The sequence below is a fragment of the Pseudomonas sp. RC3H12 genome, from assembly GCF_018596375.1.
Classification (GTDB): Bacteria; Pseudomonadota; Gammaproteobacteria; order Pseudomonadales; family Pseudomonadaceae; genus Aquipseudomonas.
The window spans coordinates 4,627,946-4,649,576 of sequence record NZ_CP075595.1; the positions used below are offsets into that span (position 1 = coordinate 4,627,946).

The 21,631-nt window shown below is 65.7% G+C and carries 21 protein-coding genes and 1 other RNA gene; 10 read left to right on the plus strand and 12 right to left on the minus strand.

Going from position 1 to position 21,631, the window contains the following annotated elements; translation table 11 throughout:
- Nucleotides 1-52: 52 nt before the first annotated feature.
- Complete coding sequence (locus KHO27_RS21140) at nt 53-523, minus strand: Lrp/AsnC family transcriptional regulator (protein ID WP_110697178.1); 471 nt, start codon at nt 521-523, stop codon at nt 53-55.
- Between the two features lie 125 nt (nt 524-648).
- Here KHO27_RS21140 and KHO27_RS21145 point away from each other — a divergent pair, with 125 nt between their 5' ends.
- The 3 genes from KHO27_RS21145 (at nt 649) to KHO27_RS21155 (ending at nt 3,138) form a co-directional block, all read left to right on the plus strand.
- Nucleotides 649-975 (plus strand): ACT-like domain-containing protein, encoded by a 327-nt coding sequence (locus KHO27_RS21145; protein ID WP_110697176.1) that lies wholly within the window; start codon nt 649-651, stop codon nt 973-975.
- Between the two features lie 97 nt (nt 976-1,072).
- Complete coding sequence (locus KHO27_RS21150; protein WP_111531969.1) at nt 1,073-2,731, plus strand: GspE/PulE family protein; 1,659 nt, start codon at nt 1,073-1,075, stop codon at nt 2,729-2,731.
- Nucleotides 2,732-2,823: 92 nt separating this feature from the next.
- Nucleotides 2,824-3,138, plus strand: a complete 315-nt coding sequence (locus KHO27_RS21155; protein WP_102685073.1) for a DUF2388 domain-containing protein — start codon at nt 2,824-2,826, stop codon at nt 3,136-3,138.
- Between the two features lie 32 nt (nt 3,139-3,170).
- Here the strand turns inward: KHO27_RS21155 and gcvP are convergent, their stop codons facing one another.
- The 10 genes from gcvP to KHO27_RS21205 form a co-directional block, all read right to left on the minus strand.
- Nucleotides 3,171-6,044 carry an aminomethyl-transferring glycine dehydrogenase gene (gene gcvP / locus KHO27_RS21160; RefSeq protein ID WP_214500723.1) on the minus strand — a complete coding sequence of 958 codons (2,874 nt, stop codon included), beginning with the start codon at nt 6,042-6,044 and terminating at the stop codon, nt 3,171-3,173.
- Nucleotides 6,045-6,221: 177 nt separating this feature from the next.
- Nucleotides 6,222-6,605, minus strand: coding sequence for a glycine cleavage system protein GcvH (gcvH, locus tag KHO27_RS21165; protein ID WP_214500724.1), 384 nt, complete (start codon nt 6,603-6,605; stop codon nt 6,222-6,224).
- A 48-nt stretch (nt 6,606-6,653) separates the two neighbouring features.
- Nucleotides 6,654-7,736, minus strand: coding sequence for a glycine cleavage system aminomethyltransferase GcvT (gene gcvT / locus KHO27_RS21170; protein WP_110697170.1), 1,083 nt, complete (start codon nt 7,734-7,736; stop codon nt 6,654-6,656).
- A gap of 124 nt (nt 7,737-7,860) precedes the next feature.
- Nucleotides 7,861-9,483 (minus strand): ABC transporter permease, encoded by a 1,623-nt coding sequence (locus tag KHO27_RS21175; protein WP_102685069.1) that lies wholly within the window; start codon nt 9,481-9,483, stop codon nt 7,861-7,863.
- Nucleotides 9,484-9,599: 116 nt separating this feature from the next.
- Entirely contained in the window at nt 9,600-10,601 is a 1,002-nt protein-coding gene (locus KHO27_RS21180) for an extracellular solute-binding protein (protein ID WP_110697168.1), read from the minus strand.
- 116 nt (nt 10,602-10,717) lie between these two features.
- Entirely contained in the window at nt 10,718-11,935 is a 1,218-nt protein-coding gene (locus KHO27_RS21185) for a 2-octaprenyl-3-methyl-6-methoxy-1,4-benzoquinol hydroxylase (RefSeq protein WP_178082000.1), read from the minus strand.
- A gap of 9 nt (nt 11,936-11,944) precedes the next feature.
- Entirely contained in the window at nt 11,945-12,427 is a 483-nt protein-coding gene (locus KHO27_RS21190; protein WP_110697164.1) for a DUF4442 domain-containing protein, read from the minus strand.
- Nucleotides 12,424-13,623: a 2-octaprenyl-6-methoxyphenyl hydroxylase gene (gene ubiH / locus KHO27_RS21195; protein WP_214500725.1), complete on the minus strand. Its 1,200-nt coding sequence runs from the start codon at nt 13,621-13,623 to the stop codon at nt 12,424-12,426. Before ubiH ends, KHO27_RS21190 begins: the two co-directional genes overlap by 4 nt.
- Nucleotides 13,620-14,954 carry a Xaa-Pro aminopeptidase gene (pepP, locus tag KHO27_RS21200; RefSeq protein WP_214500726.1) on the minus strand — a complete coding sequence of 445 codons (1,335 nt, stop codon included), beginning with the start codon at nt 14,952-14,954 and terminating at the stop codon, nt 13,620-13,622. Before pepP ends, ubiH begins: the two co-directional genes overlap by 4 nt.
- A 21-nt stretch (nt 14,955-14,975) precedes the next feature.
- On the minus strand, nt 14,976-15,530 hold the full coding sequence (locus KHO27_RS21205) for a YecA/YgfB family protein (RefSeq protein WP_038707024.1): 555 nt from the start codon (nt 15,528-15,530) through the stop codon (nt 14,976-14,978).
- A gap of 146 nt (nt 15,531-15,676) precedes the next feature.
- Here KHO27_RS21205 and KHO27_RS21210 point away from each other — a divergent pair, with 146 nt between their 5' ends.
- The 4 genes from KHO27_RS21210 (at nt 15,677) to KHO27_RS21225 (ending at nt 17,067) form a co-directional block, all read left to right on the plus strand.
- A complete protein-coding gene (locus KHO27_RS21210; protein WP_023631616.1) occupies nt 15,677-15,886 on the plus strand; it encodes a TIGR02449 family protein in 210 nt (69 codons plus the stop codon).
- Nucleotides 15,883-16,200: a cell division protein ZapA gene (locus tag KHO27_RS21215; protein ID WP_023631617.1), complete on the plus strand. Its 318-nt coding sequence runs from the start codon at nt 15,883-15,885 to the stop codon at nt 16,198-16,200. Before KHO27_RS21210 ends, KHO27_RS21215 begins: the two co-directional genes overlap by 4 nt.
- A 17-nt stretch (nt 16,201-16,217) precedes the next feature.
- Nucleotides 16,218-16,397, plus strand: a non-coding RNA gene (gene ssrS / locus KHO27_RS21220) — 6S RNA.
- 61 nt (nt 16,398-16,458) lie between these two features.
- Entirely contained in the window at nt 16,459-17,067 is a 609-nt protein-coding gene (locus KHO27_RS21225) for a 5-formyltetrahydrofolate cyclo-ligase (RefSeq protein WP_102690651.1), read from the plus strand.
- An 8-nt stretch (nt 17,068-17,075) separates the two neighbouring features.
- Here the strand turns inward: KHO27_RS21225 and KHO27_RS21230 are convergent, their stop codons facing one another.
- Nucleotides 17,076-17,231 (minus strand): hypothetical protein, encoded by a 156-nt coding sequence (locus KHO27_RS21230; protein ID WP_011536298.1) that lies wholly within the window; start codon nt 17,229-17,231, stop codon nt 17,076-17,078.
- Nucleotides 17,232-17,407: 176 nt separating this feature from the next.
- On the opposite strand from KHO27_RS21230, the gene KHO27_RS21235 reads away from it, so the two are divergent.
- From KHO27_RS21235 to rbbA, 3 genes are all read left to right on the plus strand, one after another.
- Complete coding sequence (locus KHO27_RS21235) at nt 17,408-17,857, plus strand: EVE domain-containing protein (RefSeq protein WP_110697156.1); 450 nt, start codon at nt 17,408-17,410, stop codon at nt 17,855-17,857.
- 93 nt (nt 17,858-17,950) lie between these two features.
- Nucleotides 17,951-18,910: an HlyD family secretion protein gene (locus KHO27_RS21240; protein ID WP_046853721.1), complete on the plus strand. Its 960-nt coding sequence runs from the start codon at nt 17,951-17,953 to the stop codon at nt 18,908-18,910.
- The gene (gene rbbA / locus KHO27_RS21245; protein WP_214500727.1) at nt 18,907-21,630 is read left to right on the plus strand and encodes a ribosome-associated ATPase/putative transporter RbbA; all 2,724 of its coding nucleotides are present in this window, start codon (nt 18,907-18,909) and stop codon (nt 21,628-21,630) included. Before KHO27_RS21240 ends, rbbA begins: the two co-directional genes overlap by 4 nt.
- Nucleotide 21,631: the final 1 nt, after the last annotated feature.

The window sequence follows — 21,631 nt, forward strand, 5'->3', positions numbered from 1 at the left end:
GCACCGCCCGCTCCTGCACTCGTGGGAGCGGGCTTGCCCCGCGATTGGCACTTCAGGGCCTCAGCGGCAGGCTCGTGGTCGACTTGATCTCCGACAACGCCACGATCGAGTTAACTTCCTGAATACCCGGCACGTTCGACAGCTTTTCGAAGAAGAACCGCTCGTAAGCCTCGATGTCCGAGGTGACGATACGCAGCAGGAAGTCCACCGCCCCCATCAGCACGTAACATTCCAGCACTTCGGGAAAACCGCGGATCGCCTCGGTGAATTCGGCGAAGTTCGAACGGCCGTGGGCGTTGAGCTTCACTTCGGCGAAGATCTGCGTGTTCAGCCCTACCTTCTTGCGGTCCAGCAGCGTCACCTGGCCGCGAATCACCCCCTCCTCTCTCAAGCGCTGAATACGCCGCCAGCAAGGTGACTGCGACAGGCCCACACGCTCGGCAACCTGTGCGCTGGACAGCGAGGCGTCGTCTTGCAGCAGTTCAAGAATGCGCCGGTCGTAAGCATCCAACTCGCCAAGCATGAATAATTCTCCAATTTGCATTTTTACGAATTAAAAAATTCGCATAAGCGCGATACTGGCGAATCATAGCGAAAAAATACCCCGTGTGACGTGCAAGAATTCCTCCACTTTCGCGGAGACCCAGCATGAACGCACTCGAACGGCCCCTCAACTTGCCCCGCCTCGACGCCTGGGCCGCCAACACTGTCCACTGCACGGTGCACTACCGCCTGCAGGCCGACGCCGAACCGGACAGCCTGTGCCGCGTGCTCAACCTGTTCGCCCTGCAGTTCCTCACCCCACACAGCGTCAATGTGAGCCAGTGCGACGATCTGCTGGACGTGGCGATCGGCGTCGGCGGCCTGAGCTGGCACCGGGCCGAAGTGATCGCACAGAAACTGCGCAACCTGGTCTGCGTCAGCGAAGTGTGCCTGGCGAATCTGCCACAGCTTTCCGAGGTCGCCAGCCGTTGAAACCGGCAGGCAATGTCCGGAAACCCTTTGCACCGACGCCTTGCGTCCTGCACGGCTAGCCTTGCCCAGGCCTCTGAAGCTCGGCAAGGACACTTCCATGCTCGCCAACGAAAACCATGATCTTGACCTCAATCGCCTGCTGGATGCCTTGCTGGCTGAGCAGCGGATCGCCCCCGAAGCCGTTCTCGCGGCACTTGAGCGCGGCAAGACCCACCCTGCTGAACATCCCTTGGAACTGATCGCCGCCATCAGCCACCCGCTGGGGCTGGACGCCCTGTGCCGCTGGTTGGCAGACCGGGTTGGCCAACCTTTTCTGGTAATCGACCCCTTGCAGGTCGACCTGGTGCGCGTGGCCGGGCTGATGTCCGCAGCCTTCGCCCAGCGCCATGGCATCCTCGCCGTGGCCGTGGATGAATACAGTGTCACGGTGGCCAGCGCGCAGCCTTATCAACACCAATGGGAGGCAGACCTGAGCCGTAGCCTGGGCAAGGCAGTGCGTCGGGTGCTGGCCAGTCCGCGACAGCTCCGCCAGCTGCGCCCGACCTTCCTGGGCCTGGCCCACTCCGTGCGCGGCGCGGGCCTTGGCCAGTTGCCCCGTCTCGGCGAGCTGGAGCAACTGCTCGAACTGGGTGCCAGGCAAGCCCAGGCCAGCGCGGACGATGCCCATATCGTGCACATCGTCGACTGGATGCTGCAGTACGCCATCGAGCAGCGCGCCAGCGATATCCACCTGGAGCCCCGCCGTGAACAAGGCCATCTGCGCCTGCGTATCGATGGCCTGCTGCACGCGGTGTATGCCTTCCCGGCCAGCGTCACACTGGCCATGGTCAGCCGACTGAAGCACCTGGGCCGCATGAACGTCGCCGAAAAACGCCGGCCACAGGACGGCCGCCTGAAAACCCGCCTGCCCAGCGGCGCCGAGGTGGAACTGCGCCTGTCCACCCTGCCCACCCCGTTCGGCGAGAAGCTGGTGCTGCGCCTGTCCGACCCTCAGCAACTGCACGACAGCCTAGAAACCCTGGGCCTGGAGGGCGCGTTGCTGGAGCAGTGGCTGGCCCTGCTGCAACAGCGCCAGGGCATCCTGCTGGTGACGGGGCCGACCGGCTCGGGCAAGACCAGCACCCTCTATGCCAGCCTCCGGCACCTGGCCACCCCCCAGGTCAACCTGTGCAGCATCGAAGACCCGATCGAGCGTCTTGAACCGATGATCAACCAGCTGCAGGTCCAGCCCAGCCTGGAGCTGGACTTCGCCAGCGGTGTCCGTGCCCTGCTGCGCCAGGACCCGGACATCATCATGATCGGCGAAATCCGCGACCGGGAAACCGCCCAGGTGGCCGTGCAGGCGGCCCTCACCGGGCATCTGGTGTTGTCGACCCTGCATACCCAGGACGCCTGCGGCGCGATCACCCGCTTGTTGGAGCTTGGCGTCGCCGACTACCTGATCCGGGCGACTCTGATCGGGGTCATGGCCCAGCGCCTGGTGCGCACGCTATGTCGCGCTTGTCTGGGCCTGCCCCCGCAGGATCGCCAGGCCTGCCCGCAATGCAGGGGTACGGGTTTCCATGGGCGTACCGGGCTGTTCGAACTGCTCCAGGTCAGCGCCGCATTGCGCGAACGGATCACCCCCGCCAGCGATCTCGCCGACTTGCGGCAACAGGCCGAGGTAGACGGGTTGCGTGACCTTCGACGGCACGGTGGTGACCGGGTCGTCCAGGGCAGGACCTGTACCGAAGAGGTCCTGCGGGTCTGTGGATAACCAAGAAATCCCCTTTGTGGCCGGGAACTTGGGGCAGTGAGAAACGCTCAAATCGGCATCTCAACCGCCCTCATACACCGAGGTGATTCATCATGCGTTTCAAAACAGCCATCGCAGCCACCGTCCTGTTCTCGCTGCCCCTTGGCTCCGCCATGGCCGACACGTTCTGGCGCAATATCATCTCCTCCGGCGCGACTACCGCCTCGACCTACCTGACGTTCAAGGACCACAAGCTGATCGTCGCCGCCCAGGACGACGCCGGCAGCTTCGTTGCCAGTGATGGCGCCATTCGCGGGCCGTTCCTGGAAGCCGCAATCCGCCAGGTGCGCGCGGACAACCCAGGCGTGCAGGCCAGCGACATGGAACTGGCCAACGCTATCCTGGCCAAGAACGCTGTGGCCGAGTAAGCCCATTCCTGCTGTGGCGGTGGATCGCTAGCTCAGCGATAAGCCTCCACCGGCACGCACGCGCAGAACAGATTCCTGTCCCCATACACGTTGTCGACCCGGTTCACCGCCGGCCAGTACTTGTGCTGGCGGGCGTGAGCGCTGGGGGCGATGCCCTGTTCAATGCTGTAGGGCCGGTTCCACGGCGCCAGCACATCGGCCAGGGTGTGCGGGGCATGCATGAGCGGGTTGTCCTCGGCCGGCCAGTTGCCGTCCTGCACCTGCGCGATCTCAGCGCGGATCGCCAGCATCGCTTCGACGAAGCGATCCAGCTCGGCCTTCGACTCACTCTCGGTGGGCTCGACCATCAACGTGCCCGGTACCGGGAACGACATGGTCGGGGCATGGAAGCCATAATCCATCAGGCGCTTGGCCACGTCCTCCTCGGTAATGCCGGTCAGCGCCTTGAGCGGGCGCAGGTCGAAGATGCACTCATGGGCCACCCGCTGGTTGCGCCCACGGTAGAGCACCGGGAAGGCATCGCGCAGCTGGCTGGCCAGGTAATTGGCGGACAGGATCGCCACCTCGCTGGCATCGGCCAGCTGCGGACCCATCATGGCGATGTACATCCAGCTGATCGGCAGGATGCTGGCGCTGCCCCAAGGCGCCGCGCTCACCGCGCTGTTGTTCGGGTCCAGCCCCGGCACCGGCACCACCGGGTGGCTGGCCACGAACGGCTTGAGATGTGCACGGATGCCGATGGGCCCCATGCCCGGGCCACCGCCGCCATGGGGGATGCAGAAGGTCTTGTGCAGGTTCATGTGCGAGACATCGGCACCGATGTCCGCCGGCCGCGTCAGCCCTACCTGGGCATTGAGATTGGCGCCGTCCATGTAAACCTGCCCGCCAAGCTGGTGCACCACCTCGCAGATCTCGCGGATGCCCTCTTCGTACACCCCATGGGTGGACGGGTAGGTCACCATCAGGCACGACAGCCGCTCGCCGGCCTGGCGCGCCTTGGCCTTGAGGTCGTCGAGGTCGACGTTGCCATCCCCGTCGCACTCGACGATCACCACCTCCATGCCGGCCATCTGCGCCGACGCCGGGTTGGTGCCATGGGCCGAGGACGGGATCAGGCAGATCGTGCGCCCGGCTTGGTGGCGGCTGCGGTGGTAACGAGTGATCGCCATCAGCCCGGCGTACTCGCCCTGGGCGCCCGAGTTGGGCTGCATGCAGATGGCATCGAAGCCGGTGATGGCGCACAGCCAGGCTTCGAGCTCGTCGATCATCGCCTTGTAGCCTTGCACCTGCGCCGCCGGGGCGAACGGATGCGGTTGGGCGAACTCAGGCCAGGTGATGGGGATCATCTCGCTGGTGGCGTTGAGCTTCATGGTGCACGAGCCCAGCGGGATCATCGACTGGTTGAGTGCCAGGTCCTTGTTCTCCAGCTGCTTGAGGTAGCGCAGCATCTCGGTCTCGCTGTGGTGCAGGTTGAACACCGGGTGCTGCAGGATCGGTGTGCGCCTCACCAGCGCGCCGGGGACGCCTTCGGGCAGGGCCTGCTGGTCGAGGGTGGCAATGTCCAGGCCGTGGTCGACGCCGAGGAAAATGTCGAACAACTTGAGCACCGTGGCCTCGTCGCAGGTTTCGTCCAGGCTCACCCCCAGATGGCCACGGCCAAGGATGCGCAGGTTGATGCGGGCGTCCTCGGCGCTTTCGATGATCGCCCCCTGGGTGCCGCCGACGTCCAGCGTCAGGGTGTCGAAGAAATGCTGGTTGAGGCGCTTGATGCCCTTGGCCTCGAGCCCGGCGGCCAGGACGAAGGTCAGCCGGTGCACGCGCTGGGCGATGCGCTGCAAGCCCTCAGGCCCGTGATAGACAGCATAGAAGCCGGCGATGTTGGCCAGTAGCACCTGGGCCGTGCAGATGTTGGAGTTGGCTTTCTCGCGACGTATATGTTGCTCGCGTGTCTGCAGGGCCATGCGCAGCGCAGTGTTGCCACGGGCATCACGTGATACGCCGATGATGCGCCCGGGCATCGCCCTCTTGTAGTCGTCGCGGCAGGCGAAATAGGCCGCGTGCGGCCCGCCATAACCCATGGGCACGCCAAAGCGCTGGGTCGAGCCGAGCACCACGTCGGCCCCCAGTTCGCCGGGCGGTGTCAGCACCACCAGGCTGAGGATGTCGGCGGCGACGCAGGCCAGGGCCTGCTGACCGTGCAACTGGTCGATCAGCGGGCGCAGGTCGCGGACCTCGCCGTGGGTGTCCGGATACTGCAGCAACGCCCCGAACACCTTGTGCTTGCCCAGGTTGTCCACGGTGTCGACGATCAACTCGAAGCCAAAGCCTTCGGCACGGGTCTTGAGCACCGACAGGGTCTGCGGGTGGCAGTGTTCGTCGGCGAAGAAGGCGTTGCTCTTGCTGCGCGCCACGCGCTTGGCCAGGGCCATGGCTTCGGCGGCGGCGGTGGCCTCGTCAAGCAGCGAGGCATTGGCCAGGGGCAGGCCGGCAAGGTCGATGACCATTTGCTGGAAATTCAGCAGCGCCTCCAGCCGGCCTTGGGCGATCTCTGGTTGGTAGGGTGTGTAGGCGGTGTACCAGCCAGGGTTCTCCAGCACGTTGCGCAGGATGACGGTGGGCGTGATGGTGGCGTGGTAGCCCATGCCAATCAGGCTGGTCCATAGCTGGTTCTGCGCAGCGTAGCCTGCGAGTTTGGCCAGTGCGGCCTGCTCATCGAGGGCCGGCGGCAGGTCGAGTGGGCGATTGAAGCGGATGCCCGGCGGCACCGTCTGCTCGATCAGTTCACTGCGGCTGGCGACGCCGAGGGCGTCGAGCATGGCCTGCTGCTCCTGGGCATCGGGCCCCAGGTGGCGACGCAGGAAAGGGTTTGGCTCTTGCAGTTGGCTCAGCGATGGTGACTGGGACATGGCGACGATCTCTTCCTGGACCAGCTCTCATGGAGACTTACAAGTCTAGGAAGGATTGCCGAATCTGCGGGGATTATTGCGTTTGCCGTGCAGCCCTCATCGGGGGCAAGCCCGCTCCCACGCCTGGAACACATCGCCATGGCGCACGTCGTGGGAGCGGGCTTGCCCCGCGATCATTTACTCGCCGATGGCAGCCTTGTAACCAGCAGCATCCAGCAGCTTGTCCAATTCAGCCGGGTTGCTCGGCTTCAGCTTGAAGATCCACGAGTCGTAAGGTTCTTCGTTGAGCAGCTCCGGGCTGTCGGCCAGCTCTTCGTTGACCGCGATGACTTCACCACCCACCGGCGCATAGATATCTGAGGCGGCCTTGACCGACTCAACCACTCCAGCGGCGTCGCCGGCTTCGAATACCTTGCCGACTTCGGCCAGTTCGACGAACACCACGTCACCCAGTGCTTGCTGGGCATGGTCACTGATACCCACGGTCACCGTGCCATCGGCTTCCAGGCGAGCCCACTCGTGGCTTTCGGCAAAACGCAGGTCGGCGGGGATTTGGCTCATTGTCTTGTATTCCTCGTAATGGGTCAGCGGACGGCCCGCCGTTAATGTTCAGATCAGGATCTTGCCATGGCGCACGAAGGTCGGCTTGACCACTCGCACCGGGTACCACTTGCCGCGGATTTCCACCTCGGCCCGGTCACCGGTGGCCATGGGCACGCGGGCCAGGGCAATGGATTTGCTCAGCGTAGGCGAGAAACTACCACTGGTGATCTCCCCTTCGCCAATCCCGGACACACGGACCACCTGATGCGCGCGCAATACGCCACGCTCCTCGAGCACCAGGCCGACCAGTTTCTCCTTCACGCCCTGTTCGATTTCCGCGAGCAGGCCGCTGCGGCCGATAAATTCGCGCCCGGCCGGCTCCCAGGCGACACTCCAGCCCAGGTTGGAGGTCAGCGGAGTATGGGCCTCGTCGATGTCCTGGCCATACAGGTTCATGCCGGCTTCCAGGCGCAGCGTATCGCGTGCGCCCAGGCCACTCGGGGCGATACCGGCGCCGACCAGGTCGTTGTAGAACGCCGGGGCCTGTTCGCCCGGAAGAATGATTTCCAGCCCGTCTTCCCCGGTATAGCCGGTGCGGGCGATGAACCAGTCACCGTCGGCGAGGCCTTCGAAGGGGCGCAGCTCGCGGATCAGCGCGGCCCGCGAGGCGCTGAGCAGGGCAGCGACCTTTTCTCGGGCGTGAGGCCCCTGGATGGCGAGAATGGCCAGTTCAGGCCGCGCCTTGAAATTCACCTTGAAGCCTTCGCTGCGGGTCTGCAGCCAGGCCAGCACCTTGTCGCGGGTGGCGGCATTGGCCACCAGGCGATAACCGTCTTCGGTGCGGTAGGCGATGAGATCGTCAATGACCCCGCCCTCGGCATTGAGCAGCGGGCTGTAGAGGGCCTTGCCGGGGGTTTCCAGGCGCGTCACGTCGTTGGCCAGCAGGTGCTGCAGCCAGGGCGTGGCGGCGCAGCCATCGATATCGATGACCGTCATGTGGGAAACATCGAACACCCCGCAATCACTGCGCACCTGGTGGTGCTCCTCGACTTGCGAGCCGTAGTGCAGGGGCATGTCCCATCCGCCGAAATCGACCGTCTTGGCGCCGAGCGCCAGGTGCAGGTCATACAGAGGCGTACGCTGTCCCATGGGTTTCTCCTTCCGGGCGTGGCGAGGCGGCGGCGGTCGGCGATGTTCAAGCATCACCTGTTCTTGTAGGACCCGTCGCTGCGAATGCCGCGCATTGTAGCCGCAAGGGAGCTGCGTGACACCCTCAGCGCGGATGCCCCGGACGATGGGCCGAGCGGCGGATCAGGCCGATCACCGGCAGCAGGCCGACCAGTACCAGGGTCAACGCTGGCAGCGAAGCACGCGCCCATTCGCCCTCGCTGGTCATCTCGAACACGCGCACGGCCAGGGTGTCCCAGCCGAACGGGCGCATCAACAAAGTCGCCGGCATCTCCTTGAGTACATCGACGAACACCAGCAGGGCGGCACTGAGGGCGCCGGGCACCAGCAACGGCAGATACACCTTGAAAAACAATCCTGGGCCACCGACCCCGAGGCTGCGCGACGCTTCCGGAAGCGATGGGCGGATCCGCTCCAGGCTGCTCTCCAGCGGACCATAGGCCACAGCGATGAACCGCACCAGATAAGCCAGCAACAATGCCGACAAGCTTCCCAGCAACATCGGCTTGCCAGCCCCACCCAACCACTGGGACAGCGGCACTACCAGCTGGTTGTCCAGGTAGCTGAACGCCAACATGATCGACACGGCCAGCACCGAGCCGGGCAAGGCGTACCCCAGGTTGGCCAAGCCGACCCCGGCGCGGATACCAGCGGTCGGGGCCTGCCGCCTGGCGAACGCCAGAAGCATGGCCACGCTGACCGTGATCAGCGCCGCCATGGCCCCCAGGTACAGGGTGTGCATGACCAGTCCGAGATAACGCTCGTCGAGGTCGTGCCGACCCCGCTGCCAGAGCCACGCCAGCAACTGCAGCATCGGGATGACGAAGGCACAGGCGAACACCAGCAGGCACCAGACACTGGCAGCCAACGCCTTGATACCCCGCAAGTGATAAAGCGCCTGTGCCCTCGGGCGTTCGTTGCCACTGCGGCTGGCCCCTCGGGCCCTGCGCTCGCCATACAGCACCAGCATCACGGCCAGCAGCAGCAGGCTGGCCAGTTGCGCCGCACTGGAGAGGCTGAAGAAGCCGTACCAGGTCTTGTAGATGGCTGTGGTAAAGGTGTCGAAATTGAATACTGCCACCGCGCCGAAATCGGCCAGGGTCTCCATCAATGCCAGGGCGATGCCGGCGCCGATGGCCGGCCGCGCCATGGGCAAGGCCACCCGCCAGAACGCCTGCAGCGGTGACAGCCCCAACACCCGCGCCGCCTCCATCAAGCCCTTGCCCTGGGCCAGGAACGCTGTGCGCGCCAGCAGGTAGACGTAGGGGTAGAACACCAGCACCAATACCGTGATCACGCCACCGGTGGAGCGCACCCTGGGCAGGCGCATGGGCCCGAACACCTCGCGCAGCGCAGTCTGCACGGGGCCTGCAAAATCGAGCAGGCCGACGAAGACGAACGCCAGCACATAGGCCGGGATGGCGAACGGCAGCATCAGCGCCCAATCCAGCCAACGCCGGCCGGGGAATTCGCAGAGGCTGGTGAGCCACGCCAGGCTCACCCCCAGCACGGTCACGCCGATACCCACGCCCAGCACCAGGGTCAGGGTATTGCCCAGCAGGCGGCTCATCTGGGTGTCGAGCAGGTGTGACCAGATCTGGGTGTCGACCGACTGCCATGACAACAGCAAGACGCTGAGCGGCAGCAAGACCAGGGCGGCAACCAGGAAGACCGGCAGGTACCAGCGGCGTTGGGGGGTGTGAGGCAAATCGAAGGTCTCGATGGCTGAGCGATAGCATCGCGGGGCAAGCCCGCTCCCACGTCCGCATGGTTCGTGGGAGCGGGCTTGCCCCGCGATCGGTTCTCAAGGATAAGGCGGCGGACTCAGTTCCAGCCAGCCCGATCCATCAAGCGAATGGCTTCGGCCTGGCGCTTGCCAGCGACTTCTACCGGAATGCTGTCGGCCTTGAAGCTACCCCAGGCCGCCACTTCCGCCGATGGCTTCACCTTCGGGTTGGCCGGGAATTCCTGGTTGATGTCGGCAAACAGCTTCTGCGCCTCCTCGCCGGTCATCCACTCCACCAGTTTCTTTGCCGCTTCCGGATGCGGCGCATGCTTGGTCAGGCCGATGCCCGACAGGTTGACGTGCACACCGCGGTCACCCTGGTTGGGCCAGAACAGCTTCACCGGCAGATCGGGCTTTTCCTTGTGCAGGCGCCCGTAGTAATAGGTGTTGACGATGCCCACGTCGCACTGGCCGGCGGCAATGGCCTGAAGCACTGCGGTGTCGTCGGAGAACACGTCGGTGGACAGGTTGTTGACCCAGCCCTTGATCAGTTTCTCGGTCTCGGCCTCGCCGTGGTTCTCGATCAGGGTGGCGGTCAGCGACTGGTTGTAGACCTTCTTCGCCGTGCGCAGGCACAGGCGGCCTTCCCAGTGCTTGTCGGCCAGGGCCTCGTAGGTGGTCAGCTCGGTGGGTTTGACCCGGTCGGTGGAGTAGGCGATGGTCCGTGCGCGCAGGCTCAGGCCAGTCCAGTCGTGGGACGAGGCACGGTACTGCGGCGGAATGTTCTGGTCGATGGTGGCCGACTTGATCGGTTGCAGGATGCCCATCTGCTCGGCTTGCCAGAGGTTGCCGGCATCGACGGTGAGCAGCAGGTCGGCCACGCCGTTCTCGCCCTCGGCCTTGATGCGCTGCATCAAGGGGGCTTCCTTGTCGGTGATGAACTTGATCTTGACGCCGGTCTTGGCGGTGTAGGCGTCGAACACCGGCTTGATCAGCTCGTCGATGCGCGAGGAGTACACCACCACTTCTTCCGCCGCCTGGGCGGTGCCGCCGAACAGAGTGAGGGCCAAAGCGGCCAGTAGGGGCTTGCGGGGCAACATCGGGGGTACTCCTCGCTGGGTTGAGAGGTGCAAATGGTAGTGAATCCCATTTTCCCGCTCATCTGCTTAGCCGTTACTGGATGTTGCAAGGGGCTGCTGCGCAGCCCCAGCGACCCTCAGGCCTTGGCCAACTCCGGCAGGTCCCCGGACAACCCCAATGCCTGGCGCACGAACAGCGCCTTGGCCTCCGGCATCTGCTCCACCAGCTTCAACCCACTGTTGCGCAACCAGCGCAGCGGCAACGGGTTGGCCTGGAACAACCGCTCGAAGCCCTCCATTGCTGCCATCAGCGCCAGGTTGTGCGGCATGCGCCGCCTTTCGAAGCGGCTCAGCACCTTCACATCGGCCAGGCGCTCGCCGCGCTCGCTGGCACGCACCAGCTCTTCGGCCAGCACGGCGGCATCGAGGAAGCCCAGGTTGACCCCCTGCCCCGCCAGCGGATGGATGGTGTGGGCGGCGTCGCCGATCAGCGCCAGCCCTTCATCGACGTAGCGCTTGGCATGGCGCTGGCGCAGCGGCACGCAGACCCGCGGATCAGCCTCGAGCACGTCCCCCAGACGGCCTTCAAAGGCACGCTCAAGCGCCTTGCGAAACGCCGCGTCGTCCAGCGCCATGGCCTGCTCGGCCTGCTCCGGCGTGGTCGACCAGACAATCGAGCACCAGTCCTGGCGGCCATCACGCGACAGCGGCAGGAACGCCAGCGGGCCTTCGTCCGTAAAACGTTGCCAGGCCGTGGCACGGTGCGCCTCGCTGCAACGCACGCTGGTGACGATAGCGTGGTGCAGGTAATCCCATTCGCGAGTTTGGCAGCCCGCCAGGCGACGCACCGCCGAGTTGGCGCCATCAGCGGCGACCACCAGCGGCGCGCGCAGCTTGCGACCATCGGCCAAGGTCACCAGCCATTCGTCGCCGGAGCGGCGTAACTGCTCCAGGCGGGCATTGGCCAGCAGCCCGACATCGCTGTCGTGCAGACGCTCCAGCAGGCCGTCCTGGACCACACGGTTCTCGACGATATGCCCCAGCACCTCGGCATGCACGCTGGCCGCGGAAAAATGAATCTCGCCGGTGCCGCTACCATCCCAGACGTGCATGTCCGAGTAGGGCGAAACCCGGCGCCGGGCGATGCCCTCCCAGGCGCCCAGGCGCTCGAGAATGCGCTGGCTGGCGGCCGACAGGGCACTGACCCTGGGTTCGAAAGGCGCCTCGCCGTCAAACGGCTTGACCGACAAAGGACCGCCGTCGAGCAGGAGCACCTCCAGGCCACTGTGGCGCAAGGCCAGGGCCAGGGCGCTGCCGACCATGCCGGCACCGACAATCAACAGATCTGCGCGCATTTCCATGCCTTACGCCTGCCTCGCTTGCGGCTTGAGCCGCACGTATAAAGTTTTGTCGACCCGCGCCACCAGCTCGCCGGCGCCATCGCGGATCTCCACCTGCAACCGCGGCAGGTACTTCTTGCCGCTGGCGGTCTGCTGGCGGATCTCGTCGAGCAGCGCGTCGTCGACGTGGAACTGGGCATACACCGGGCCCTTGCCCGGCGAGATGAAATCGATGGAGGCGGCCTTGTCCCAGACGATGTACTCGCGCCCCAGTTGCTCGATCAGCAGCAGCATGTAGAACGGGTCGACCATCGCGTACAGGCTGCCACCGAACTGGGTGCCGACGTAGTTGCGATTCCACCGCGTCAGCTTCATGCGCACCTTGACGCTGCGCATGTCCGGGCTGATTTCCTGGATGTGGATGCCGGCGCCCAGGTACGGCGGGTAGACGTTCAGCAACCAGCGCAGCATCCGCGCTCGCCGTGCGAGCCGGCGCGCAGCGCTCATGGGCGGCCCCGCAGGTCGGGGCGGGTACCCAGGCCCATGGCCTGGCGGGCGAACCAGCTTTTCGCCGGCGGCAGCAGGTCCAGCCCGAGCAGGCCGATGTTGCGCCCGGCCGCCAGCAGCGGCTGGTTGCTGCCGAACACACGGGTGACCTGGTCGGAGAAGCCGATGGTCAGGGCCTGGTCGAGGCGCTGGCGCTGGTGATAGGCCTGCAGCGAACCCAGGTCACCGGGCAACGCCGGGCCGGCCAGTAGCGCATCCGCCAGCGACTGCACATCACGCAGCGACAGGTTGAAGCCTTGGCCTGCGATAGGGTGCAGGCTATGGGCGGCATTGCCCAGCACCACCAGGTGCGGGCGCACCTGCTCCTCGGCCTCCACCAGCGCCAGCGGGTAGAGATGGCGGGCACCGACCTGGCGCAGGGCGCCGAGGCGGTAGCCGAAGGCTTCCTGCAGCTCGCGCAGGAAGCTGCGCTCGTCGAGCTCGGCCAGGCGTTTGGCGTCCATCCCCTGACGGGTCCATACCAGCGCGCAGCGGTTGTCCGCCAGCGGCAGCAAGGCCATCGGGCCTTGCTCGGTGAAGCGCTCGAACGCCTGCCCGGCATGGGCCTCGCCTGGGGTGATGTTGGCGATCAGCGCGCTCTGGTCATACGGCATGTGGCGCACATGGATGCCCAACTGCTCGCGCAGGCCCGAACGGCCACCATCGGCCAGCACCGCCAGGTCGCATTCCAGCGTGGTGTCGTCGTCCAGCTGCAGCCGATAGCCACCGGCGATGGCCTGCATCGCCTGCACTTGCGCCGGGCAGCGCCAGCTGACCACCTCGTTGTCGATGGCCTGCCACAGGCACTGGCCGAGCCAGGCGTTCTCCACCACATAGCCAAGCGCCGGCACGCCTTCCTCCAGCGCATCCAGGCGCGTGGCGCCGAAGCGGCCACGGTCGGACACCTGGATCTGCCGGATCGGCTCGGCGCGGCGGCTGATGGCCTGCCACAACCCCAGCCGCTCGTAGATCTGCCGGGTGCCGAAGGACAGCGCCGAAGAACGCGCGTCGTAGCTGGGCTGGAAGCTGTCGCCCGGGGCGAACGGCTCGATCAGCAGTATCGTCCAGCCACGCGCCTTGGCCGCGGCCTGCAGCGTCAGGGCCAGGCTGGCGCCCACCAGGCCGCCACCGATGATCGCCAGGTTGACCCGGTTCATGCGGCGTCCTTGCGGGCTTCGTGCATCAGCGCCTCGATCTCGGCGACCGTGCGCGGCACGCCTGAAGTGAGGATTTCACAGCCTTGTCTGGTTACCACCACGTCGTCCTCGATCCTTACGCCGATGCCGCGCCATTTCTTCGCCACGGCCTGGTTGTCGGCCGCGATATAGATGCCCGGTTCGACGGTCAACGCCATGCCCGGCTCGAGCACGCGCCACTGGCCACCGACCTTGTATTCGCCCACGTCGTGCACGTCCATGCCCAGCCAATGCCCGGCGCGGTGCATGTAGAAGGCACGGTAGGCCTCGCTGTCGATCAGCGCCTGCACCTCGCCCTTGAGCAGGCCCAGCGTCACCAGCCCTTCGGTGATCACCCGCACGGTCGCCTCGTGGGCATGGTTCCAGTGCTTGCCCGGGGCGATCTCGGCGAACGCCGCGGCCTGGGCCGCGAGCACCAGCTCGTAGATGGCCTTCTGTTCCGGCGAGAAGCGCCCGCTGACCGGGAAGGTGCGGGTAATGTCGCTGGCGTAGCAGTCGATCTCGCAACCGGCGTCGATCAGCACCAGGTCACCGTCCTTGAGCGGCGCATCATTCTGCTGATAGTGCAGGATGCAGCCATTGCGCCCGGCGGCGACGATCGAGCCGTAGGCCGGCATCTTCGCCCCACCCTTGCGGAACTCGTAGTCCAGTTCGGCTTCCAGGCTGTACTCATGCAGCCCTGCCCGGCAGGCCTGCATGGCGCGCACATGGGCACGGGCGGAGATCGCCGCGGCCTCGCGCATGACCTTCACTTCCGCCGCCGATTTATACAGGCGCATGTCGTGCAGCAGATGATCCAGGGCAACGAACTCGTTCGGCGGCTGGGCGCCCAGGCGCGCCTTGGAGCGGATCACGTTGATCCACTCCATCAGCCGGCGATCGAACTCGGGGTTGCCACCCATGTTGCTGTAGACCCGCTCGCGGCCTTCGATCAAGCCGGAGAGGATTTCGTCGATATCGCTGATGGGGAAGGCATCGTCGGCGCCGAAATCACGCACCGCGCCTTCCTGGCCGGCCCGCAGGCCGTCCCACTGCTCGCGCTCTGGATTGCGCTCGCGGCAGAACAGCACGTACTCGCCATGCTCGCGGCCCGGGATCAGCGCGATCACCGCCTCGGGTTCGGGGAAGCCGCTCAGGTACTGGAAATCGCTGTCCTGGCGATAGACATGCTCGACGTCGCGGTTACGAATGGCGACTGCGGCGGCAGGCAGGATGGCGATGCTGTTGGGGACCATCTGCGCCATCAGCGCCTTGCGCCGACGGGCGTACTCCGCCTTGGGTATGTGGCTCATGGGCAAACGACCCCGATCAGATCAGTGCAGCGATGGCTTTGGCGCGGGCGCTTCGGGCTTGGCCAGCTCGGTGTACAGCAGCAGCGGGGCGACGCGCAGGTACTCCATGACTTCCATGTAGTCGCTTTCGCCGTCCTCGGATTCTTCCAGCGCTTCCTGGACCTGCGAGATGGCCACCAGGTCCTGGAGCACTTCCTTGGCATCGGTGGACAAGTCCTTGCCACCGGCGTTCAGGCCGAAACCGGTGATGAAGCCCTGGCACCACTGGCCCAGCGCGGTGGCGCGGTCGCTGAGTGCGGCATCATCGGAAGGCAACAGCAGGACGATGGCGACGTCGTCGCCGGTCAGCTCGGCCTTGACCATCTCTTGCAGGCCGACCAGGGCGTTGCGGACAGTGTCACCGGGCTCGGTCTCGAGCAGCTGGGCGGCGTCGGCCAGCCAGGCATCGGCATCGAAGCCGGCGCCGGCGCAGCTGCGGCCGATCAGCAGGCCATGCAGCTCGGCGGGGGTGACTGGGTGGCCATTGCTCGAAAGCAACATGGCGAAGGCAATGTAGGGCGATTGGGTATTGGGCATGGGCAGCTAGGCGCCAGACGGCGCAATGACTAGAATGGAGACCTTGTATCCTAGCACCGGCAGGCGCGCCAAGACCATCGGCACTGGCCGTCGCGCCCTTGGGGCAGGCATGATCGCCAGGCGAGTCAAGGAATCGAGTGCAATCCATGCAAGAGAACGACCTGCAAGCGCTGATGAGCCGGTTCGAGTTGCTGATCGAACGGGTCGAGCAACTAAAGCGGCAAAACGCACTCTTAGTAGCTCAGGAACGATCCTGGCGCGAGGAGCGCGCCCACCTGATCGAAAAGAACGAGATCGCCAAACGCAAGATCGAATCGATGATCCTGCGCCTCAAGGCCCTGGAGCAAGACTCATGAGTTCAAGCAATAGCGTCACCGTCCAGATCCTCGACAAGGAATACTCGATCATCTGCCCGCCCGAGGAGCGCAACAACCTGGTCGGCGCCGCCCGTTACCTGGATGGCAAGATGCGCGAGATCCGCAGCAGCGGCAAGGTGATCGGCGCCGACCGTATCGCCGTGATGGCCGCGCTGAACATCACCCATGAGCTGCTGCACCGTCAGGAACGCCCCGAAGTGGCCAGCGGCGGCACCACCCGCGAACAGGTGCGTGACCTGCTGGAGCGGGTCGACCAGGCGCTCTCCGACGATCCGGTTAGCAAAAGCGACTGAGATTGGTATACTGGCGCCACTCCCTGGGGGATGCGCCAGTCGGTTATGTCCCTGAGCCGATACGCACAACCACGGGGGTTGCACGCTGGGGCCGGTGTGCATGTCCGCCCGACGGAAAGCCTTAACGCCCCCTGCAATCTCCACCTTGAACTTTCGGGTTCAAGGGCTACACCGATAGCGGTCTTGTCGGGGAGCCTGCTTTCAGAACTGCCCGCCTCCAACGGCGGGCTTTTCGTTTCTTCAGGGATCGCCCGTGCCATGACCGACACCGCGCCGCTCACCCGCCCCCAGCTTCGCCGTCTCCTGCGCAACGCCCGCCGCGCCCTCACACCCGCCCAGCAACGCCAGGCCGCCGAAGGCCTCTATCGCCAGTTGGCGCAGCATCCACTGTTCCGCCGCGCCCGACACATCGCCCTGTACCTGCCCAATGACGGCGAGATCGACCCGCGCCTGCTGCTGCGTGAAGCGCACAGACGCGGCAAGTGTGTCTACCTGCCGGTGCTGCACGCCTGGCCCGCCACGCGCATGGTGTTCCAGCGTTTCGAGCCAGGCGAGAAGCTGCGCCCCAACCGGTTCGGCATCGCGGAACCGGTGGTGGAGCGCAAACGCCAACGGCCGATCTGGGCGCTGGACCTGATCCTGCTGCCGCTGGTCGGTTTCGATGAGAGGGGGGGGCGCCTGGGCATGGGCGGGGGCTTCTATGACCGCAGCCTGGCCTACCAGGGCCGGCGCAAGGCCTGGAAAAAACCATTGCTGCTGGGGCTGGCGCATGAATGCCAGAAGGTGGAGCGGCTCAACCAGGCAAGCTGGGATGTACCGTTGCAAGGCACGGTGTCAGACCGTGGTTGGTACCTGGCGGCGAAATGAACCCGCGATCAGCGGTGCTGTTGCTGCGCCGGATCGACGGGCGCCTGCTGATAGGCGGCATCGAGCTTGCGCTCCCACAAACCTTGCGCGTAACCGGTGGTAACCACGCCCAGGCCGAAGATGAAGGCCAGGATCCAGAGCAGGTCCGGTTTACGTTGTTTCATTGATTGCCCCCCAAGAACAACTGTCCAGGCTCGGCGGCTTTCTTGATGGCTGCCGGAGCGTATAGCTTAAAATCGGCGCATTTTCCGACAACATGAGTCGCTAGGCAAACGTTGACGCCAACCGACTGTCGGTTTCATGCAACGAGTTATTTCAAACTCTTTCAGGAGCAGCATCCATGGCCTACTGGCTGATGAAATCCGAGCCCGACGAGCTCTCCATCGAAGCCTTGGCACGCCTGGGCAGCGCCCGCTGGGACGGAGTACGCAACTACCAGGCACGCAATTTCCTGCGGGCCATGAGCGTAGGCGACGAGTTCTTCTTCTACCACTCCAGCTGCCCGCAACCAGGGATCGCCGGCATTGCCCGGATCAGCGCCGCGGCCTACCCGGACCCGACTGCCCTCGACCCGCAAAGCCACTACCACGACGCCAAGGCCAGCGCCGAGAAGAACCCGTGGAGCGCGGTGGATGTCGAGCATGTGCAGACCTTCCGCCAGGTACTCGGCCTGGGCCTGCTCAAGCAGCAGGCGGCACTGGAGGAACTGCCACTGGTGCAAAAGGGCAGCCGCCTGTCGGTGATGCCGGTGACCGCCGAACAATGGACCGCGATCCTCGCGCTGAGCTGATTGTGCGTCTATTGTCAGGGGTTTGATCAATATCAACGCGCCAGGATGCGCGTCGCGCCAGGATAAGGCGTGCAAGCCGCAGGATGCAGACCGATGAATCGAAAAGCCCCCAGAATCTTCGCCTCCGCCCTTGTATTGCTGTTGCTGGCGGCAGGCGGGCTGGGTTACTGGAAGTCCCTTCACGACCGCCTGCCCGAAGGCCTGAGCATGGGCAACGGGCGCCTCGAATCCACCGAAGTACAGATCGCCAGCAAGGTCCCCGGGCGCCTGGCCGAGGTGCTGGTCGATGAAGGCGACAAGGTCACCCGCGGCCAACTGCTCGCCCGCATCGACACCCGCACCATGGAGGCCCAGCGCAGCCAGGCCGAGGCCGAGGTACTGCGCGCCCGCGAGAACTACGCCGCTGCCCAGGCCAGCGTGCAATTGCGCCAGAGCGAACTGCTGCTGGCCAGCCAGGAGCTCAAGCGCGTGCGCGAAATCTACCAGCGCAAGTTCGCCAGCCAGCAACTGCTCGACCAGCAACAGGCACGCTACGACACCGCCACCTCAGCCGTGGTCGCCGCCCGCGCCCAGCTGGCGGCGATCAAGGCGGCCATTGGCGCCGCCGAGGCACAGGTGGCCCAGCTTACCAGCGAGATCGACGACAGCAGCCTGCGTGCCCCCATCGACGGCATCATCCAGCTGCGCCTGGCCGAGCCTGGCGAGGTGCTCGGTGCCGGTGGCCGGGTGCTGATGCTGATCGACCCCAGCGACCAGTACATGAACCTCTACCTGCCCGCCGCCACCACCGGCCGGCTGACCGTGGGCGACCAGGCGCGGATCGTGCTCGACGCCCTGCCCGAGCAGGCCCTGCCGGCGAAGATCGCCTTTGTCGCGGCCAAGGCGCAGTTCACGCCGAAACAAGTCGAGACCCGTGACGAGCGGCAAAAGCTGGTGTTCCGGGTCAAGCTGCGTCTGACCGAGCCGAGCGCCGTGCCCCAGGCCAAGCCGGGCATGCCCGGCGCCGGGTACGTGCGCACCGCCGACGTGGGCTGGCCGGCCAACCTGCAATGAACGCGGCGACAGCGCTGCAGGCCGACGGTGTCAGCCACCGCTATGGCGATCTGCAGGCCCTGCACCCCCTCGCATTCAGCCTGCCGGCCGGCACCCGCTGCGGCCTGATCGGCCCGGATGGCGCCGGCAAGTCGACCCTGCTCGGGCTGATTGCCGGGGTCAAGCGCCTGCAACAGGGTGAGTTGCAGGTGCTCGGCGGTTCGATCCGCCAACGCCGCCACCGCACCGCGCTGTACCCCAAGGTCGCATTCATGCCCCAGGGCTTGGGCAACAACCTGTACCCGGAGCTGTCGATCCGCGAGAACATCCGCTTCTTTGCCACCCTGTTCGGCCTCGGCCGCGCCGAATGCGAGCAACGCATGGCCAGCCTGCTGCGCGCCACCGACCTCGAACGTTTCGCCGAGCGCCCGGCTGGCAAGCTGTCGGGCGGCATGAAGCAGAAGCTGGGATTGTGCTGCGCGCTGATCCACGAGCCGGACCTGCTGATCCTCGACGAGCCGACCACCGGCGTCGACCCGCTGTCGCGGCGGCGCTTCTGGGAACTGGTCGAACAGGTGCGCGCCCAGCGTCCGCAGCTGACCCTGCTGGTGGCCACCGCCTACATGGAGGAGGCCGAGCAGTTCGAGCACTGCCTGATGCTTGATGCCGGTCGCCTGCTGGCTGCGGGCCTGAGCCGTGAACTGGCCGCGGCCACGCCCAGTGGCAAGCTCGATGATGCCTTTACCCACTTCCAGGGAGCCGGCCGCGAGCAGCCTGAGCCGCTGCGGATTCCGCCACGCCAGGTGGATGATGGGCCGATCGCCATCGAGGCCCACGACCTGACCTTGCGCTTCGGCGACTTCACCGCGGTCAACAAGGTCAGCTTCGCCATCGGTCGCGGCGAGATTTTCGGCTTCCTCGGTTCCAACGGCTGCGGCAAGACCACCACCATGAAGGTGCTCACCGGTCTGATGCCGGCCAGCGAAGGCAGCGCCAGCCTGCTCGGGCGCCCGGTGGATGCCGGTGACCTGGCCACGCGCAAGCGGGTCGGTTTCATGTCCCAGAGTTATTCCCTGTACGGCGAGCTGAGCGCCCGGCAGAACCTCGAGTTGCACGCTCGTCTGTTCGACCTGGCCAAGGCCGACAGTGCGCCGCGCATCGCCGAACTCATCGAGCGCTTCGACCTTGGCAACATCGCCGACCAGCCTTCCGGCGCCCTGCCACTGGGCCTGCGTCAGCGCCTTTCGCTGGCCGTGGCGGTACTGCACCGCCCCGAAGTGCTGATCCTCGACGAGCCGACTTCGGGCGTCGACCCGGCGGCCCGCGACGGCTTCTGGCGGCTCCTGGTGGAACTGTCCCGCGAGCAGGGCGTGACCATCTTCCTGTCCACCCACTTCATGAACGAGGCCCTGCGCTGCGACCGCATCTCACTGATGCACGCCGGCCGGGTGCTGGCCTGCGACACCCCGCAGGCCCTGCAAATCCAGTTCGGCGGCGACACCTTGGAAGACGCTTTCGTGCGTTGCCTCGAACAGGCCCAGGACGCGCCCACCCAGACACAAGCCGACACCACGCTGGAACAGGCCGCTGCCCCAGCGACCGCCCTGCGCCAGGCATTCAGTCTGCGCCGCCTGCTGGCCGTCGCCAGTCGCGAAGGCAAAGAGCTGCTGCGCGACAAGGTGCGCCTGGCCTTCGCCCTGGCAGGGGCATTGTTCATGATGGTGATCTTCGGCTATGGCATCTCGCTGGATGTGGAAAACCTCGCCTTCGCCGTGTACGACCAGGACCAGAGCCCGCAGAGCCGCGCCTACCTGGAGGCCTTCCGTGGCTCACGCTACTTCGCCGAGCAGCCGCCGATCCGCGATGCCCGCCAGCTGCACCAGCGCTTGCAGCGCTCGGAGATCAAGCTGGCCCTGGAGATCCCGCCAGGCTTTGGCCGCGATTTGCATGCCGGGCGCCAGCCGGTGGTTGCGGCCTGGCTTGACGGTGGCATGCCGTTTCGCGCCGAAACCAGCCGCAACTATGTCGAAGCCGTGCACCAGGCCAACCTCGAACAGCTCGCGGCCCTCGGCCCGAACCCTGTCTCGCGCCAGCAGCCGGTACGCCTGGAAACACGCTTTCGCTACAACCAGGACGTGGTCAGCGTGAACGCCATCGGCCCCGGCGTCATGGCGCTGATCCTGGCCTTCATCCCGGCCATGCTGACCGCGCTGGGCATCGTGCGGGAAAAGGAACTGGGCTCGATCACCAACTTCTACGCCACGCCCCTGACCCGCCTGGAGTTCCTGCTCGGCAAGCAGGCGCCCTACCTCGCGGTAAGCCTGGTCAACCTGGCGCTGCTGGTGGCGATGAACCGCTGGCTGTTCGGCGTGCCGCTCAAGGGCAGCCCGCTGGCCCTGGCCTGCGGTGGCCTGGCCTACCTGCTGGCGACCACCAGCCTGGGCCTGCTGATCTCGGCGTTCACCCGCACGCAGATCGCGGCGATCCTCGGCACTCTGATCATCACCAGCCTGCCGACCATCCAGTTCTCCGGCCTGATCGTTCCGCGCTCGTCGCTGGACGGCGCGGCAGCGCTGATGGGCCAGCTGTTCCCGGCCGGCTACTTCCTCGACATCGCCGTCGGCACCTTCACCAAGGCCTTGGGCCTGCGCGAACTGTGGCCGCAGTGCCTGGCGCTGCTGGGCTTCTTCGCCGCCTTCACCGGGCTGAGCCTGATCATGCTGAAAAAGCAGGAGGCCTGAG